The organism is Photobacterium iliopiscarium (genome assembly GCF_003026395.1).
Classification (GTDB): domain Bacteria; phylum Pseudomonadota; class Gammaproteobacteria; order Enterobacterales; family Vibrionaceae; genus Photobacterium; species Photobacterium iliopiscarium.
Window position 1 is genome coordinate 1 of the sequence record NZ_PYOO01000035.1, and the last position, 899, is coordinate 899.

Here is an 899-nt window from a genome sequence, read left to right on the forward strand (position 1 = left end):
ATGACTGACAAATTTATCAAATCAAAAGCGGCTATCGCGTGGGGTCCTAAACAACCTCTTTCTGTTGAAGAAATTGATGTAATGTTACCTCGCGCTGGCGAAGTATTAGTTCGCATCGTTGCAACTGGCGTATGTCACACAGATGCATTCACATTATCAGGCGACGATCCAGAAGGTATCTTCCCTGCGATCCTTGGTCACGAAGGTGGCGGTATCGTTGAAATGATCGGTGAAGGCGTAACAAGTGTTGAAGTAGGCGATCACGTTATCCCTCTTTACACTGCTGAGTGTGGCAAATGTAAATACTGCCTATCTGGTAAAACTAACCTTTGTCAGGCAGTACGTGAAACACAAGGTAAAGGCCTAATGCCTGATGGCACTACCCGTTTCTACAAAGACGGTCAGCCTATCTTCCATTACATGGGTTGCTCTACATTCTCTGAGTACACTGTACTTCCAGAAATCTCTTTAGCTAAAATCAGCAAAGAAGCACCACTTGAAGAAGTCTGTCTGCTTGGTTGTGGCGTAACAACAGGTATGGGTGCCGTTCTTAATACAGCTAAAGTTAAAGAAGGCGACACTATCGCTGTCTTTGGTCTTGGCGGTATCGGTCTTGCGGCTATCATCGGCGGTACTATGGCTAAAGCTAGCCGTATTATTGCAATTGATATCAACGAAAGTAAGTTCGACCTAGCAATGAAACTAGGTGCAACTGAATGCATCAACCCAATGAAATTCGACAAGCCAATTCAAGAAGTGATTGTTGAAATGACTGACGGCGGCGTTGACTACTCATTTGAGTGTATCGGTAACGTTAATGTTATGCGTTCAGCACTTGAGTGTTGTCACAAAGGTTGGGGCGAGTCAGTGATCATCGGTGTTGCTGGTGCAGGTCAAGA

1 protein-coding gene is annotated in these 899 nt (G+C 44.9%); it reads left to right on the forward strand.

Annotation, left to right across the window (positions count from 1 at the left end):
- Nucleotides 1–899: S-(hydroxymethyl)glutathione dehydrogenase/class III alcohol dehydrogenase (locus tag C9J51_RS19335; RefSeq protein ID WP_107275289.1), on the forward strand; the 899-nt coding region annotated here is incomplete at both ends.